Consider the following 12,560-nt stretch of genomic DNA (forward strand, 5'->3'; position numbering starts at 1 on the left):
GGCTGCAAGGGTATGGAAGAGCGGGTGGCCGACCACAACCCGAAGCGCAGCGTCTACGCCGCCCTCGGCGCGAACGCCGCGATCGCGGTCGCCAAGTCCGTCGCCGCGGTCATCAGCGGCAGCAGCGCGATGCTCGCCGAAGCGCTGCACTCGCTCGCCGACACGGGGAACCAGGGGCTGCTGCTGCTCGGCATGAAGCGCGCCGCCAAGCCCGCCGACGAGGACCACCCGTTCGGGCACGGCAAGGAGCGCTTCTTCTGGACCTTCGTCGTCGCCGGCAGCCTCTTCACGCTCGGCGCCGGCTTCTCGATCTACCACGGCGTGACCGGGCTGCTCCACGGCCACGAGGTGCCCGAGCCCACCATCGCGCTCGTCGTCCTGGCCGTCGCCGCGGTCTTCGAGAGCTTCGCGCTGCGCACCGCCTGGAAGCAGTTCCAGGCCAAGCGCGGCGACCGGACGATCCGCCGGGCCCTGCGCGAGGCGAAGGACCCGGAGGTCCTGACCGTGATGGGGGAGGACACCGCGGCGCTCAGCGGCATCGCGGTCGCCATGGCGGGCATCGTCCTCAGCCACATCACGAAGCAGCCCGCGTTCGACGCCATCGCGTCGATCCTCATCGGCGTCATCCTCGCGTGCGTCGCGTTCTTCCTGGCCCGCGAGATGCTCGGCCTGCTGCTCGGCGAGGCCGCGACCCCGCCCGTCCGCAAGCGGATCGCGACCGCGGCGGCCGAGGCGCCCGGCGTGGACCGCGTCGTCGACCTGCGGACGATGCACGTGGGTCCTCAGGAGCTGCTCGTAGCCATGGACGTGCTCTTCACCCACGACCTCGACACCGACGGGATCGAGCGCTCGATCGACGACGTCGAGGCCCGCATCCGCCGGGAGGTCCCGGACGCGCGGGCGATCTTCGTCGAGCCCGAGACGCCCTCGCGCGCCTAGGCGGCTTGAGCGGCGTCGTGCGCCTTGATCGCCGCCGCGCCTTGGGCCGCCGCCATGACGGCCACCCCCGAGACGAGCACCGAGGTCCCCGTGGGCAGCGAGCCGTCGCGCTTGCCCGCCAGGCCGGCGAACACGTCGGCGACGTCGCAGGCCATCGCGAGCTGCAGCCACTGGCGGCGGGCCGCGCCCGAGGACTGCATGGCGCCGACGCCCAGCGCGATGTCCCGCACGCCGAACAGGCGCGCGAGGTACGGCGCCTGCGGGTTGCCCGCGGTGTCGAGCCCGAAGAGCCTTCCCGCGAGCCGCGGAGCGACCCACGACGAGACCCCGATGGCGATGCGCATCGCGGCGATCTGCTGAACGGCCTTGTCGGCGGAGCTGGGCATGGCGCGATGATGCCGGATTCGCGCACCACCAGGGGACAGTCCCCGGGTGGTGCGCTAGGACTGAGGCGTGCTTCGTCCGCTTCTCCTCCTCGTCAGCGCGGTGGTGCTGGTGGACGTCCTCTTCTACTCGGCGATCACGCCGCTGCTGCCCCACTACGCCGACGACCTGGGGCTGTCGAAGAGCGAGGCTGGCCTGCTCGGCGGCTCGTACGCGGCGGGCAACCTCATCGTCGCGCTGCCCGCGGGGTGGCTGGCGAGCCGCTTCGGCGCGCGTCGGATGCTGCTCGTCGGCCTCGCGCTGCTCACCGTCGCGTGCATCACGTTCGGCTTCGCGAAGGCGTACGGCCTGCTGCTCGGCGCGCGCTTCGTGCAGGGCATCGGCGGCGCGTGCATGTGGTCGGCGGGCATGGGCTGGCTGCTGGCCGTCACGCCCGCGAGCCGCCGCGGCGAGGTCATCGGCAACGCGATGGGGGTCGCGATCGCGGGCGCGCTCGGCGGCCCGGTGCTCGGCGCAGTCGGCGAGGCCGTCGGCACCGGCCCGGTGTTCAGCGCGATCGCGTTCGCGACGATCGCCCTCGCGTTCGTCAGCCTGCGACTCCCCGCTCCGCCCCCGCCCGACCATCCCGGCGGCTTGGCGAAGGCCCTGCGGGACCACCGCGTGCTGGCCGGCGCGTGGCTGACGCTCGTCCCCGCCCTCTTCTTCGGGCTCTTCTCCATCCTCGTGCCGCTGCGCCTCGACGACCTCGGGGTGGGAGCGGGCGGCGTCGCCGCGGTGTTCCTCGTCTCCGCCGGCGTCGAGGCCGCCGCCAGCCCGATCATCGGCCGCGTCAGCGACCGCCTCGGCCGCCTCGCGCCGCTGCGGGTCGGCCTGACCGGCGTGCTCGCCGGCGCGATCGTGCTGCCGATCGCCGGCGCGTCGTGGCAGCTGTTCGTCCTCACCGTCGTCGTCGCGGCGCTCGCGGGGATCATGTGGGCGCCGGCGATGGCGCTGCTCTCCGACGGCGCCGAGGACGCCGGCCTCGCGCAGGGCTACGCGTTCGGCCTCGTGAACCTCGCCTGGGCGGGCGGGCAGGTGCTCGGGTCGACGGCCGGCGCGGCGACCGCCGACGCCACGAGCGACGCGGTCGCCTACGCCATCGTCGCCGCGCTGTGCGGCCTCACGCTGCTGGCGCTGACCCGGCTCGCCCGGCCGCTGGCACCCGTCGAAGCGCGCTAGACGCCGCGCGCGGCCCGCGCCGCGTCCTCGGCCGCGGTCAGCTGCCGCTCGACCAGATCGAGCCCGGCGTCCCAGAAGCCGGGGTCCGCGAGGTCGATGCCGACGATCGCGCCGAGCTCCTCGGGGCTCTTCGACCCGCCGGACGACAGCAGCTCGAGGTACGCGGGAACGAACGACTCGCCCTCCTCCTCGTAGCGGCGGTAGACCGACAGCGCGAGCAGCTGCCCGTAGGCGTACGCGTAGACGTAGCCCGGCACGTTGAGGAAGTGGGGCACGTAGCTCCACCACGTCTTGTAGCCCTCGGTCACCTCGACCGAGTCGCCGAGCATGTCCTCCTGCGACCGCGCCCACAGCTCATTGATGCGGTCGAGTGCTAGCTCGCCCTCCTCGCGGCGCGCCACGTGGAACGCGTGCTCGAAGCGGTTCATCGCCACCTGGCGGAACACGGTCGCGATCTGGCCCTCGATCGCCTCGGCCAGCAGCGAGAGGCGCGACTCGGGGTCCTCCTCGGCGGCGAGCAGGCGGCCGAAGACGAGCTGCTCGCCGAACACCGAAGCCGTCTCGGCGAGCGTCAGCGGCGTGCCCATCTGGAAGATGCCCTGCTTGCCGGCCAGCGCGGCGTGCACGCCGTGGCCGAGCTCGTGCGCCAGCGTCAGCACGTCGCGGCGCCGCGAGGTCCAGTTCAGCAGCACGTACGGGTGCACCGACGGGACGGTGTAGGCGCAGAAGGCGCCGCCGCGCTTGCCGTCGCGCACGGGCGCGTCGATCCACTGCTCGTCGAAGAACCGCTGCGCGGTCGCGCCGAGATCGGGCGAGAAGCTCGTGTACGCGTCGAGGACCATCTCGCGCGCCTCGCGCCAGCCGACCTTCGGGTCGTCGTTCGTGACCGCGGCCATGCGGTCGTAGTCCTTGAGGCGGTCGATCCCGAGCAGCCGGGCCTTCAGGCGGTACCAGCGGCGGGCGATCTCGTAGCGGCCCTGGACGGCGGTGATGAGCGCCTCGACCGACTCGTCGCTCGCCTCGTTGGCGAGGTTGCGGGCCGCGATCCAGCTCGGGTAGTGCCGCAGCCGGTCGTCGACCGCCTTGTCGAGCGCCAGCGTGTTGAAGATGTAGGCGCGCGTGCGCAGGCCCGGCTCGAGCGCCGCGGTCACCGCCTCCTGCGTCTCCCGGCGGACCTCGCGGTCGGGATGCATGAGCCGGCTGAGCGCGACCTCCAGCGACTCGCCCTCGTCGCCGACCTTGACGCCCGCCATCTGCTCGGCGAACAGCCGGTTCCAGGCGCCGCGGCCCGTCTGCGACTTCTCGGCGAGCACCTTCTCCTCGGGCTCGGTGAGCAGGTGCGGGCGGTAGCGGCGCGCGGTGCGCAGGTGGTGGCGGGCGAAGTCGAGGCCGTCGTGGGCGAGCAGCTCCTCGGCCTTCGCGTCGTCCAGCGCCGCCCACTCGAGCTCGAAGAACAGGAGCTTCGTCTCGATCGCGGTGCCGCGCTCGGTCACCTTGGCGATGAGCGCGCCGCGGGCGGGATCGTTCGTGTCGATCGCGAACGACAGCTGCGCGTAGTTGCCCGCGCGGCCGGCGAGGTCGGAGATCTCGGCGAGCTCCCTGACCGCCTCCTCGAACCCGGCGCCGTCGAGGCCGTCGAGCTTGCCGGCGTAGCGCTCGGCGAAGGCGGCGGCCCGGCGGTCGGCCTCCTCGAGCTGCGCCTCGGCTCCCGCGGCGGCACGGCCATCGACGAGGTCCTCGAGGTTCCAGGCAACCTGCTCGACGTCGGGATCGGTCACTTCGGGAGTCGCAGCCATGCCCTCCAGCCTACGTCCGCCAGCGCACGTGCATGTGGTCGTCGTGGTGGACGAGCTTCTGCACGACCTTGCGCGGACCGGTCAGCGAGAGGCGCGGACCCACGAAGACGTAGAGCGCTCCGGCCTTCACGAAGCGGTCGACCAGCGCCTGCGAGAGTTGCTGGTCAACCTGGCCGGGCGTTCGCGCGGCCCGCTCGAGCCCGTCCTTGCGCGGGTAGTACACGTCGACGTCGCGCCCGTTCTGGTGCGACGCGTGGCCGAGGCCGCCGTACTTCGGTCCGAACGGCCCGCCGTTCGGGCGCGAGAGGTCGCCGACGCCGATCCGCGGCGCCTCGGGGTGGTCCTCGTGGAACGCGTCGAGGATCGCGATCGTCCGCGAGACGGTCCTGATCGTGGCGTACCGGCGCCAGATGCGGTCCGGGCTGCGGTGCAGGACGGGATCCCAGGAGAAGAACGTCGCGCCGACGGGCGGGAACGGGACGCCGTGGGCAAGGCGCCCGTTGACCGGCGTGCCCAGCGATCGCGAGACGCCGGCGACCTGCCCGGCCGCGAGCGGACCGTTCGCGGGGGCGGGGAAGAGGGCCAGCGTCGTGGTCAAGGCCGCGGCCAGGAGCACAGGGCCACGGTAGCCTTAAGAGCACCTTGAACTGCGCCTTCCAACCTGTGACCTGACTGATGGCCAGAGAGGAGCAGGACGACGTGAACACGCCGCGACTGCGCGCGGTGGGCGGCCCCGAGGAGGCCCGCGACGCGCTCGAGGACGCGCTCTTCGAGATCAAGCGCGTCATCGTCGGGCAGGAGCCGATGCTCGAGCGGGTGCTCGTGGCGCTGCTCGCCGGCGGCCACGTCCTGCTCGAGGGCGTGCCCGGCCTGGCCAAGACGCTGACGATCAAGACGACCGCCGACGTCCTCGGCGGCACGTTCAACCGCATCCAGTTCACCCCGGACCTCGTGCCGAGCGACCTCGTGGGCACGCGGATCCTGCGCGCGGGCGGGTCCGGCTCCGCGTCGTTCGACACCGAGCTGGGCCCCGTCTTCTGCAACTTCCTGCTCGCCGACGAGATCAACCGCGCGCCCGCGAAGGTCCAGTCCGCGCTGCTCGAGGTGATGCAGGAGCGCCAGGTCACGATCGGCCACCACTCGCACCGCGTGCCGAGCCCGTTCCTCGTCCTCGCGACGCAGAACCCGATCGAGTCCGAGGGCACGTACCCGCTGCCCGAGGCGCAGGTCGACCGCTTCATGTTCAAGCTCGTCGTCGACTACCCGACGGAGCGCGAGGAGGCGGCCGTCGTCACGCGCCAGCTCGCCGAGCCGGTGCAGGTCGAGCAGCGCCTGTCGCTGCATGAGCTCGAGCTGCACCAGGCCGCCACCCGCGACGTCTACGTCGACCGCGCGATCGTCGACTACGCCGTCGCGCTCGTGAACGCGACGCGCCGGCCGAACCGCTACGTCGAGTTCGGCTCGTCGCCGCGCGGGTCGATCAACATGGTCGTCGCCGGGCGCGCGCTCGCGCTGCTGCGCGGCCGCTCGTACGTCCTGCCGGTCGACGTCCACGACCTCGCGCGCGACGTGCTGCGCCACCGCATCGTACTCACCTACGAGGCGCTTGCGGACGGCGTCACGCCGGATCAGCTGCTGGACCAGATGATCGAGGAGGTCGCGATGCCCCGCATCGAGCTCTCCCGGTCCGAGCACGCGGCGTAGCCCTTGCCCGGCCGACGCCCCGGTTCCGTCGGGCCCGGGCCGATCCCGGACTCCGTCCTGCGGTCGCTCGACCTCACGGTGCGCCGGCGGCTGGAGGGCATCGTGCCGGGCGACCAGCGCACGCCCATGGTCGGGGCGGGGACGGAGCTGGCGCAGATCCGCCCGTACCGGCCCGGCGACGACGTCCGGCACATCGACTGGAACGCGACCGCCCGCACCGGCGAGCCGCAGGTCCGCGTCCACGTCGCCGAGCGGTCGGTGACCACGTGGCTCGTGGTGGACCTGTCGCCGTCGATGGCGTTCGGCACCGCCGACCGGCTGAAGAGCGACGTGGCGGAGGGCGCGGCGACCGCGATCGGCCGCCTGGCGACGCGGCGCGGCAATCGCCTCGCGGTGGTGACGTTCGGCGACGGCGAGCGGCGGATCATGCCCCCGCGCCAGGGCCGGTCGGCGATCGCTCCGCTCGCGAAGCTCATGGCCGAGCACCGCGGCGAGCCGCGCCCGGCGCCCGGCGCGCGGACCGACTCGCTGGCCGACGCGCTCGACGTCACCGGGGCGTTCGCGCGGTCGCGGTCGCTCGTGATCGTGCTGTCGGACTTCCGCGGCGCCCGCGACTGGGAGGGGCCGCTGCACCGCCTGAACATGCGCCACGGCGTGCTGGCGTTCGAGATCCGCGACCCGCGCGAGGAGGAGCTGCCGGACGTCGGCGACATCACGCTCGCCGACCCGGAGACCGGCCGCCAGGTGCGCGTCGACACGTCCGACAAGCGGCTGCGGCAGCGCTACGCGGAGGCCGCGGCCGAGGAGCGCCGCGAGGTCGCCGAGACGCTGCGCCGCTGCGGCGCCGACCACGCGCTGCTGCCCACCGAGGGCGAGTGGCTGCGCTCGCTCGCCCGGTTCCTCGGGCGTGACGCCAGGAGGGCGCGCGCGGCGTGACGTTCGGCGAGCCCCTGTTCCTGCTGGCGCTGCTGCTCATCCCGCTCGCGGTGCTCGCCTACCTGGCCGCCCAGCGGCGCCGGACGCGGTACGCCACGACCTTCACGAACGTCGACGTGCTCGCCGGCGTGCTCGCCCGCACGCCGTCGTGGCGCCGGCACCTGCCGCCGCTCGTGGCGCTGCTGGCGCTGACGGCGCTCGTCGTTGCGCTCGCCAAGCCGCAGAAGACGATCGCGGTGCCGCGCGAGCGCGCGACGGTCATCCTCGTGACCGACGTGTCGGCGTCGATGCAGGCGACCGACGTCGACCCGTCGCGCCTGGATGCCGCGAAGGAGGCGGCGAAGACGTTCACGGACGCGCTGCCCGACCAGATCCGCCTCGGGCTCGTCGCGTTCGACCAGTCGAGCCGGCTGCTCGCGCCGCCCGGCCGCGACCACGACGCGATCAAGAACGCCCTGGACGCGCTGACGCCGGGCGAGGGAACGGGAACCGGCGAGGGTCTGGCGACGGCGCTCGAGTCGATCCGCCGCGACGGCGCCGGCGGCCGTGGCCGGCCGCCCGCCGCGATCGTGCTGCTCTCCGACGGCAAGACGACGGCGGGACGCGATCCGGTCGGCGTCGCGCGCGAGGCGCGGCGCCTCGGCGTGCCGATCAACACGGTCGCGCTCGGCACGCCCGAGGGCGTCGTGCAGATCGGCCCGCAGCTGCTGAGCGTCCCGCCCGACCCCGACACGATGCAGCAGATCGCGCAGGTCTCCGGCGGCCGGTTCTCCGACGCGCCCGACGAGGGGGAGCTGCGGCAGATCTACAAGCGGCTGGGCTCGCGGCTGGGGACCGAGCCCGAGAAGCGCGAGATCACCGCGGGCTTCGCGGGCGCCGGGCTGGCGCTGCTGCTGCTCGGCGGCGCGCTGGCGCTGCGCTGGAACGGCCGGCTGAGCTAAGCGCGGGCGCGCAGTCCGTCGAGCGCGATCGTGAAGTAGCGCCGCCAGGCGTCCTCGCCCCACGAGCTCTGGAGCACCGCGCCGAGGCCGCACATGATGAGCGGCACGTCCTGGCCGGTCGCGTCGGCGCGCACGGCGCCCGCCGCCTTGGCGCGCTCGAGCAGCTCGACCGTGACGTCGATGAGGCCGCTCCGCTCGGCGGCGGAGCGGAAGAGCTCGGACGGCTTGTTGACGACGACCTCGCCGAGCGCGCGGTCGTCGCGGTGGCGCTGCGCGCACGTCCACAGCCACGAGCTGAACGCGGTCCACGGGTCCTCGTCGCTTGCGAGCGCGGCGCGGGCGAGCTCGGCGTGGCCGCTCATGTGCTCGAAGACGAGCTCCTCGATGATCGCGTCCTTCGTGGGGAAGTGGCGGTAGAGCGTTCCCACCCCGACGCCCGCGCGGTTCGCGATGTCCTCCATCTGCGCCGGCAGCCCGCATTCCGCGAACGCCTCGCGGGCGGCGGTGACGATCTTCTCGCGATTGCGCCGCGCGTCCGAGCGAAGTGGGCGTGAAGAAGTCGTCATTCGGGGTTGAAACGGAATCGTGATTCCGTATCATGCGGAACCGAGATTCAGGTTAGCGGGAAGGCAGGCGGTTGACGATGGTGGATGCGGAACGACTTGAACAACGGAAGTGGTGGGCCCTCGTCCTGCTCGCGGCGGCGCAGTTCGTCGTCGTGCTCGACGCCTCGATCGTGAACGTCGCGCTGCCGTCCATCGGCCGCGACCTCGACTTCAAGCAGGACGACCTCTCGTGGGTCGTCAACGCGTACACGCTCTTCTTCGGCGGCTTCCTCCTGCTCGGCGGGCGGCTCGCCGACCTGCTCGGGCGGCGGCGGATCTTCATCGCCGGCCTCGTGCTCTTCGCCGTGGCGTCGCTCGCCGGCGGGCTGGCGCAGAGCGACCTGTGGCTCGTCATCGCCCGTGCGGTGCAGGGCCTCGGCGCGGCGCTCCTGTCGCCCGCGGCGCTGTCGATCGTGACGACGACGTTCACCGAGGGGGCCGAGCGCAACAAGGCCCTCGGCGTCTGGGGCGCGGTGGCCGGCGCCGGCGGCGCGGCCGGCGTGCTGCTCGGCGGCGTCCTCACCGACGCGCTGAGCTGGGAGTGGGTGCTCTTCGTCAACGTGCCGATCGGCATCGCGGCGGCGGTCATCGCGCCGATGCTGCTGGCCGAGTCGCGCGACGAGAGCGAGCACCGCTCGTTCGACCTCGCGGGCGCCGCGACGATCACCGCGGGCCTGTCGATCTTCGTCTACGCGCTCGTCGACGCGCGCGACGCGGGCTGGGGCTCGACGCAGACGATCGGCCTGCTCGCCGTCTCGCTGGTGCTGATCGCCGCCTTCGTGGCCATCGAACTGCGGCACCGGGCGCCGCTCGTGCCGTTCTCGATCTTCCGCAAGCGCACGCTGACGGCGTCGAACGTCATCGGCCTGCTCGTCGGCATGTCGCTGTTCTCGATGTTCTTCTTCGTGTCGCTGTACATGCAGCAGGTGCTCGGCTACGACGCGCTGAAGGCCGGCTTCGCGTACCTGCCGCTGGCGCTGACGATCATCGTCTCGGCGGGTGTGGCTTCCCAGCTCGTGTCGCGGTTCGGGCTGAAGCCGGTGCTCACCGCGGGGCTGCTGTTCGTCGCCGCGGGGCTGCTGTGGTTCAGCCAGGTGTCGGTCGACGGCACGTACGTCGGCGACGTCCTGTTCCCGTCGCTGCTGGCGGCGGTCGGGCTCGGGTTCTCGTTCGTGCCGGTGACGCTCGGCGCGGTCGCGGGGACGCGTCCGGACGAGGCGGGGCTCGCGTCGGGGCTCATCAACACGTCGCAGCAGGTCGGCGGCGCGCTCGGCCTGGCGATCCTCTCGACGATCGCGTTCGCCGACGTCGACCCGACGCGGCCGGACCCGGCGACGCTGACGGATGGCTTCCAGAACGCGTTCCTGACGGGTGCGGCGTTCGCCGTCGTCGCGGCGCTGATCTCGCTGCTGGCGATCCGCGCGGCGGACAGCCGGGCGCTGAAGGGCGCGGCGGCGCAGCCGGCGGCCGCCTGACGAGCGAGTACGGTCCGCGTGTGATCGAGACGTCACGTGTTCAGGCGGTGCTGAGCGACGAGCGGGAGCTCTTCGCGAGGACGCACCGCCGGTCGCGCGAGCTGTTCGAGGCCGCGCGCGGATCGCTCGTCTCGGGCGTCCCGATGACGTGGATGGCGAAGTGGGCGGGCGGCCATCCCGTCTACGCCGCCAGCGCGTCCGGGGCCCGGATCGAGGACGTCGACGGCAACGTCTACGTCGACCTCTGCCTCGGCGACACCGGCGCGATGGCGGGCCACTCGCCGCCGCCGACGGTCGCGGCCGTGCAGCGCCGGCTGGCCGAGCAGGGCGGCGCGACGCTCATGCTGCCGACCGAGGACGCGGCCTGGGTGGGGGAGGAGCTCGGGCGCCGCTTCGGCCTGCCGCTCTGGAGCTTCTCGCTGACCGCGACGGACGCGAACCGGTGGGCGCTGCGGCTGTGTCGCGCGCTGACCGGGCGGCCGAAGGTGCTCGTGTTCTCGTACTGCTACCACGGGTCGGTCGACGAGACGTTCATCACCGTCGCGGACGGGCGGCCGCGGTCGCGCGCCGGCAACGTCGGGCCCGCGGTCGACCCCGTGGAGACCACGAAGGTCTGCGAGTTCAACGACCTCGACGCGGTGCGGGCGCTGCTCGCCGAGGGCGACGTGGCGTGCGTGCTGACCGAGCCGGCGCTGACCAACATCGGCATCGTCCTGCCTTCGGACGGGTTCCTCGAGGGGCTGCGCGACGCGTGCGACGCGACGGGGACGCTCCTCATCGTCGACGAGACGCACACGCTGAGCGCGGGGCCGGGCGGCTGCACCGCGGCGTGGGGGCTGCGGCCCGACGTCGTGACGCTCGGCAAGGCGATCGGCGGCGGCATCCCGATCGGCGCGTACGGGGTGTCGGCTTCGGTGGCGGAGCGGATCGAGGCGCTCGAGGGCGCGGACCTCGTCGACGTCGGCGGCGTGGGCGGGACGCTCGCGGGCAACGCGCTGTCGCTGGCCGCCGCGCGGGCGACGCTCGACCAGGTCCTGACCGAGGAGGCGTTCGCGCGGATGATCGCGCTGTGCGACCGCCTCGTCGCGGGGATCGAGGACGTCATCGCGTCCTCGGGCGTGCCGTGGTCGGTCGTGCAGCTGGGCGCGCGGGCGGAGCTCTCGTTCGCTCCGGAGCCGCCGTCGAGCGGCGGCGAGAGCGCCGCGTTGCTCGACGAGGCCCTCGAGGACGCGCTCCATCTCCACCTCCTGAACCGGGGCGTCCTCATCACGCCGTTCCACAAGATGTGCCTGATCTCGCCGGCGACCACCGAGGCTGACGTGGACCGTCACACCGAGGCGTTCGGCGATGCAGTCGGCGCGCTGATGGGCTGATCCTCCTACCCTGGCTGAGGTGGCAGGGAGCACGAGGACGCCTGGCGTCGTCACGGAGGTCGCCGCGTTCGACATCGAGCGCATGGACTTCGACGGCGACCGGCTCGAGATCGGCGGGCACTGGTCCGGCGTCCGCGGACGCCGGTTCGTCCGCCCGTCCCTGATGCTCGCCGACGGCCGCCGCCTCCTCGCGATCCTCGACCACAAGCCCTGGGCGCCCGACACCGACGACTGGGTCGCCGCGTTCCCGTGGGAGGGAGCGAAGCACGTCGCGGGCGCCAAGCTCGACGTCGCCCCCGGCATCGAGATCGAGCTCCCCGACGTCAAGGCGAACGGCCGGCTGAAGCCGACGCGCCGAGAGGCGAGGTTCGCCCGCCCCGAGCCCCCGGCGCCGCCGGTCGTCGAGGAGGTTCCGCCGGCGCCGCCGCCCGCGGAGCCCTCTCCGGCCGAGGACGGGCGTCTCGACGCTCGTCGCGAGGAGCTCTCCGCGGCGACGGCGGAGCGGGATTCGCTCTCGGGCGACAAGGCGGCGCTGGTCGCCGAGCGGAAGCGGTTGGAGGAGCAGAACGCCGCTTTGACCGCGGAGCGTGAGAACGCGTCTTCCGCGCGGGATGCCGCGCTGTCGCGGCGGGACGAGGTCGTCGCCCGGATCGAGGCGCTGGAGGCGCGGCTCGAGACCCTCACCGCCGAGCGCGATGAGGCGCTGGCGGAGAGCAACGCTCATGAGCGGCAGCGCGATCGCGCCGAGGAGCAGCGCGCCGCGATGGAGCGCGAGCGCGATCAGGCCGTCGCCGAGCGCGACTCGCTGCGGCGCGAGCGGGCCGCGATGGCTCCCACCGACGCGCTGCGCCGGGCGATGTTCCGCCGGGAGCCGGATGAGCCCCCTGCGGTCCTCTGGGCCTCGCGCGTGCTCGCCCTCACCGCTCTCCTCGCCGGCCTCACGTTGCTGGCGATCTTCTTCCACGCGCTGTTCTCGGCATAGCGCGAGTCGAGCGCTCGCTTCGCGGGTCTCGCCCCGGCGCGCCGGGTCGTTGGCTTGTCCTTCGTCGTTCGCGGCCGCGGGGGCCGGCGAAGGGGGAGGTTCTGCGGCTCGTGGTCTTTCGGTCCGTGGTCGGCGCGCCAGTGGGGTTAGCAACGTGCCACACCGCCCACCCGCACCCGCGCACGGGCGTTTCGTGTCGCGCCCCGC

12 protein-coding genes are annotated in these 12,560 nt (G+C 73.3%); 8 read left to right on the forward strand and 4 right to left on the reverse strand.

What is annotated here, in order from left to right; translation table 11 throughout:
• Window positions 1–24 precede the first annotated feature (24 nt).
• Complete coding sequence (locus tag AC1UE4_RS19475) at window positions 25–939, forward strand: cation diffusion facilitator family transporter (RefSeq protein ID WP_482918970.1); 915 nt, start codon at window positions 25–27, stop codon at window positions 937–939.
• Here AC1UE4_RS19475 and AC1UE4_RS19480 read toward each other — a convergent pair.
• Window positions 936–1,325: a hypothetical protein gene (locus AC1UE4_RS19480; RefSeq protein WP_482918971.1), complete on the reverse strand. Its 390-nt coding sequence runs from the start codon at window positions 1,323–1,325 to the stop codon at window positions 936–938. The two genes, AC1UE4_RS19475 and AC1UE4_RS19480, sit on opposite strands and share 4 nt — an antisense overlap.
• 67 nt (window positions 1,326–1,392) lie before the next feature.
• Here AC1UE4_RS19480 and AC1UE4_RS19485 point away from each other — a divergent pair, with 67 nt between their 5' ends.
• A complete protein-coding gene (locus tag AC1UE4_RS19485; protein WP_482918972.1) occupies window positions 1,393–2,541 on the forward strand; it encodes an MFS transporter in 1,149 nt (382 codons plus the stop codon).
• On the opposite strand, the gene AC1UE4_RS19490 is transcribed toward AC1UE4_RS19485, so the two are convergent.
• Together AC1UE4_RS19490 and AC1UE4_RS19495 are read right to left on the reverse strand one after the other, a co-directional pair.
• Window positions 2,538–4,337 carry a M3 family oligoendopeptidase gene (locus AC1UE4_RS19490; protein WP_482918973.1) on the reverse strand — a complete coding sequence of 600 codons (1,800 nt, stop codon included), beginning with the start codon at window positions 4,335–4,337 and terminating at the stop codon, window positions 2,538–2,540. The two genes, AC1UE4_RS19485 and AC1UE4_RS19490, sit on opposite strands and share 4 nt — an antisense overlap.
• 10 nt (window positions 4,338–4,347) lie before the next feature.
• Entirely contained in the window at window positions 4,348–4,953 is a 606-nt protein-coding gene (locus AC1UE4_RS19495) for a penicillin-insensitive murein endopeptidase (RefSeq protein ID WP_482918974.1), read from the reverse strand.
• 59 nt (window positions 4,954–5,012) lie between these two features.
• On the opposite strand from AC1UE4_RS19495, the gene AC1UE4_RS19500 reads away from it, so the two are divergent.
• Genes AC1UE4_RS19500 through AC1UE4_RS19510 form a run of 3 tightly spaced genes read left to right on the forward strand, consistent with a single transcriptional unit; the run spans window position 5,013 to window position 7,918 of the window.
• Window positions 5,013–6,041 carry an AAA family ATPase gene (locus AC1UE4_RS19500; RefSeq protein WP_482918975.1) on the forward strand — a complete coding sequence of 343 codons (1,029 nt, stop codon included), beginning with the start codon at window positions 5,013–5,015 and terminating at the stop codon, window positions 6,039–6,041.
• Window positions 6,042–6,044: 3 nt separating this feature from the next.
• Window positions 6,045–6,977, forward strand: coding sequence for a DUF58 domain-containing protein (locus AC1UE4_RS19505; RefSeq protein WP_482918976.1), 933 nt, complete (start codon window positions 6,045–6,047; stop codon window positions 6,975–6,977).
• Entirely contained in the window at window positions 6,974–7,918 is a 945-nt protein-coding gene (locus AC1UE4_RS19510; protein WP_482918977.1) for a VWA domain-containing protein, read from the forward strand. Before AC1UE4_RS19505 ends, AC1UE4_RS19510 begins: the two co-directional genes overlap by 4 nt.
• Here AC1UE4_RS19510 and AC1UE4_RS19515 read toward each other — a convergent pair.
• Window positions 7,915–8,484: a TetR/AcrR family transcriptional regulator gene (locus AC1UE4_RS19515; protein ID WP_482918978.1), complete on the reverse strand. Its 570-nt coding sequence runs from the start codon at window positions 8,482–8,484 to the stop codon at window positions 7,915–7,917. The two genes, AC1UE4_RS19510 and AC1UE4_RS19515, sit on opposite strands and share 4 nt — an antisense overlap.
• A 77-nt stretch (window positions 8,485–8,561) precedes the next feature.
• Between AC1UE4_RS19515 and AC1UE4_RS19520 the strand changes: the two genes are divergently transcribed.
• Genes AC1UE4_RS19520 through AC1UE4_RS19530 form a run of 3 tightly spaced genes read left to right on the forward strand, consistent with a single transcriptional unit; the run spans window position 8,562 to window position 12,353 of the window.
• Complete coding sequence (locus AC1UE4_RS19520; protein ID WP_482918979.1) at window positions 8,562–9,998, forward strand: DHA2 family efflux MFS transporter permease subunit; 1,437 nt, start codon at window positions 8,562–8,564, stop codon at window positions 9,996–9,998.
• Window positions 9,999–10,021: 23 nt separating this feature from the next.
• The gene (locus AC1UE4_RS19525) at window positions 10,022–11,371 is read left to right on the forward strand and encodes a transaminase (RefSeq protein ID WP_482919055.1); all 1,350 of its coding nucleotides are present in this window, start codon (window positions 10,022–10,024) and stop codon (window positions 11,369–11,371) included.
• A gap of 19 nt (window positions 11,372–11,390) precedes the next feature.
• Window positions 11,391–12,353, forward strand: a complete 963-nt coding sequence (locus tag AC1UE4_RS19530; RefSeq protein WP_482918980.1) for a hypothetical protein — start codon at window positions 11,391–11,393, stop codon at window positions 12,351–12,353.
• Window positions 12,354–12,560 lie beyond the last annotated feature (207 nt).

This window comes from Parviterribacter kavangonensis (assembly GCF_056863335.1).

Bases quoted from the DNA above. Each gene is read 5' to 3' on its own strand.
- AC1UE4_RS19480 (WP_482918971.1), bottom strand. From the start codon at position 1,325: ATGCCCAGCTCCGCCGACAAGGCCGTTCAGCAGATCGCCGCGATGCGC.
- AC1UE4_RS19520 (WP_482918979.1), top strand. From the start codon at position 8,562: ATGGTGGATGCGGAACGACTTGAACAACGGAAGTGGTGGGCCCTCGTC.
- AC1UE4_RS19515 (WP_482918978.1), bottom strand. From the start codon at position 8,484: ATGACGACTTCTTCACGCCCACTTCGCTCGGACGCGCGGCGCAATCGC.
- AC1UE4_RS19500 (WP_482918975.1), top strand. From the start codon at position 5,013: ATGGCCAGAGAGGAGCAGGACGACGTGAACACGCCGCGACTGCGCGCG.
- AC1UE4_RS19490 (WP_482918973.1), bottom strand. From the start codon at position 4,337: ATGGCTGCGACTCCCGAAGTGACCGATCCCGACGTCGAGCAGGTTGCC.